The following is a 2,786-nucleotide window of genomic DNA, read 5'->3' as shown; positions in this document are numbered from 1 at the left end:
GCAAGCGCAGCGCGTGGAAGGGGCCGGACGCCGAGCGCCCGCTGACGTCGGACGGGACGCGGCAGGCCGACGCGCTGGTCCCGCTGCTGTCGGCGTTCGGCGTCGCGCACGTCGTGACGAGCCCGTGGCGGCGCTGCGTCGAGACGGTCCGCCCCTACGCGCGCGCGGTCGGCATGCCCGAGCAGAAGGTCGAGGCGTGGTCGGAGGACGCGCACGAGGAGGCGCCGGGTCTCGTCACGGGTCACGTCGACGCGCTCCTGCACTGGCCCGGCGACGGCGTGGTGTGCACGCACCGGCCGGTGCTGGGCACGGCGTTCGGGGCGCTCGCGGCACGGGCGCGCAAGGCCGTCGCGGCCCAGGTGCCCGCGGAGGACCCGTACCTGCTGCCGGGCCAGATGCTGGTCGCGCACGTGGCGCACCGCCCGAAGGGGCCGCGGGTCGTCGCGGTCGAGGTGCACGGGCCGGGCGCCTGAGCCGTCGGAACCGCTCGTCGGCCCGGTCGGCTCCCCCGCGCGGGAGCCGCGCGGACCGTCAGGTGAGGATCGGGTTGAGCACCAGGTAGATGAGCGCGGCGACGAGCGCGGCGGCCGGGATCGTGAGGACCCAGGCGGCGCCGATGTTCTTCGCGACGCCCCAGCGCACCGCCGACAGCCGCTTGGTCGCGCCGACGCCCATGATCGCCGACGTGATGGTGTGCGTCGTCGAGACGGGCGCGTGCAGCCAGTACGCGTTGACGTAGAGGACGATCGCCGACACCGACTCCGCGACGAAGCCCCGCGCCGGGTCGAGCTCGATGATCTTGCGGCCCAGCGTGCGCATGATGCGCCACCCGCCCGCGTACGTCCCGGCGGAGATCGCGGCGGCCGCGGACAGCTTGACCCACAGCGGGATCGTCATGTTGTCCGGGTCGTGGAAGCCGCCCGCGATGAGCGCGAGGACGATGACGCCCATCGTCTTCTGCGCGTCCTGGAGGCCGTGCCCGAGGGCCATCGCGGCGGCCGAGGCCGTCTGCGCGAGCCGGAAGCGGCGCATCGCGCGGGCGGGCGCGCGGTTCCGCACGAGCCACAGCACGCCGACCATGAGGCCGAAGGCGAGCAGGAAGCCGATGAGCGGCGAGAACACCATCGGCAGGACGACCTTGTCCCAGATGGCGTCCCAGTGGACGGTGACGCCGGACGCGACGCCCACGCCGGTGAGCCCGCCGATGAGCGCGTGCGTCGACGACGACGGCAGCCCGAGCCACCACGTGATGAGGTTCCAGGTGATCGCGCCGATCAGGCCCGAGAGCACGATGACGAGGCCCTCGTGCGGGCCGACGTCGCCGATGCTGATGATGTCCTCGGCGATCGTCGTCGCGACGTGCGTGCCGAGCAGCGCGCCGACGAGGTTGAAGAACGCCGCCATGAGCAGCGCGACCCGCGGCGTCAGCGCCCGCGTCGAGACCGAGGTCGCGATCGCGTTCGCCGCGTCGTGGAAGCCGTTGGTGTAGTCGAAGCCGAGGGCGAACGCGACGACGACGACGACGAGCAGGACGTCCACGTGGGCTCAGGACTCCTTGAGCGCGATCGTCTCGACCGCGTTGGCCACCTTCTCGAACGCGTCGGCGGCGTCCTCGAGCGTGTCGATGATCTCCTTGAGCTTGATGATCATCACGGGGTCGGTGACCTCGTCGAACATCTGGGCGACGAGCTTGCGGTGCGACTTGTCGGCCTGGTTCTCGAGGCGGTTGACCTCGACCCAGTACTCCGAGAGCGAGTCCATGGAGCGCAGCCGCGGCATGGCGTCGGCCGTGAGCTCGGCGGCGCGCTGGAGCACCTGCACCTGGTCGGACACCCGCGCGGGCAGCTCGTCGATCTTGTAGAGCACGATGAGGTCCGCGGCCTCGTCCATGAGGTCCATGCAGTCGTCGAGGTGCGACGCGAGCATGTAGATGTCGTCGCGGTCGAACGGCGTGACGAACGTCTGGTTGAGGCGCCGCATGATCGTGTGCGTCGCGTCGTCGGCCGCGTGCTCGGCGTCGGCGATCCGCTTGCCGATCTCCTTGCGGGTGGCACGGTCCGCCCCGAGCATCTCGCCGAGGAGGTTGGCCCCCGTCACGAGGTGCTTCGCCGAGTCGGCGAAGAGGTCGAAGTACGTGGTGTCGCGCGGGGTGAGGCGCAGGCGCACGGGATTCTCCGGGACGGGGGGACGGACGTGGTTCAGGCTAGGTCAACCCGGCCCGGATGCCTAACGGCGGCCGACGGGCTCGTGGACACATGGTGACAGCCCGACGACCGTGCGGGGAACGCGGTGCGCCCGTCCGGGTGGCGACGCGCCGGACGCCACGCGGGAGGCGTCGCGACGGCGTCCCGCCCGCAGCCGTCACGCGCGTCCGCGCAGGTGAGGGGTGGGGCGGCGCCGGACCGGGAGCGCCTCTCGGCGCGTGGCCGCTCGAAGCGGCTTGAGATGGAGCCCGGGGCTACCGCGGCCCGGCGCCTCGTCCATGCTACGTCGTCGTCGCCCGCCGTGTGCTGTGCGGAACCTCACGACACCCGTCCGGCGACACCGGACGTACCGGGCGGCCCGCGTCCGCGTCAGTCCAGGCGCTCCGCGCGCCACAGCGCCGCGGCGTGCGTGAGCTCCTCCGCGGTGCGGACCAGGGACGCGGCCCCGCGCGTCGTGCGCAGCGCCCCGCGCGGGTCGACGAGGTCGAGGTGGTCGGCGTCGAACGCGGCGCCCGTCGCGAGGACCTGGCAGAACGCGGCGGCCCGCTCGAGCGCCACGGCGAGGTCCCCCGCGTACACGCC

General features: G+C 73.0%; 3 protein-coding genes and 1 pseudogene. 1 reads left to right on the top strand and 3 read right to left on the bottom strand.

From position 1 onward, the window contains the following. On the top strand, positions 1-473 hold a 473-nt coding region (locus HGA02_RS15530; protein ID WP_210728651.1), incomplete at its 5' end, for a SixA phosphatase family protein. Between the two features lie 58 nt (positions 474-531). Here HGA02_RS15530 and HGA02_RS15525 read toward each other — a convergent pair. The 3 genes and pseudogenes from HGA02_RS15525 to HGA02_RS15515 all read right to left on the bottom strand — a co-directional run. Continuing rightward, complete coding sequence (locus HGA02_RS15525; protein WP_168679963.1) at positions 532-1,539, bottom strand: inorganic phosphate transporter; 1,008 nt, start codon at positions 1,537-1,539, stop codon at positions 532-534. A gap of 6 nt (positions 1,540-1,545) precedes the next feature. After that, positions 1,546-2,166, bottom strand: coding sequence for a DUF47 domain-containing protein (locus tag HGA02_RS15520; RefSeq protein ID WP_124341894.1), 621 nt, complete (start codon positions 2,164-2,166; stop codon positions 1,546-1,548). Between the two features lie 407 nt (positions 2,167-2,573). Then, a pseudogene (locus tag HGA02_RS15515) lies at positions 2,574-2,786 on the bottom strand (hypothetical protein); the annotation flags it as partial.

This window comes from Cellulomonas septica, assembly GCF_012396155.1.
Lineage (GTDB): Bacteria > Actinomycetota > Actinomycetes > Actinomycetales > Cellulomonadaceae > Cellulomonas > Cellulomonas septica.
This window is presented reverse-complemented; position numbering and strand designations above follow the sequence as displayed.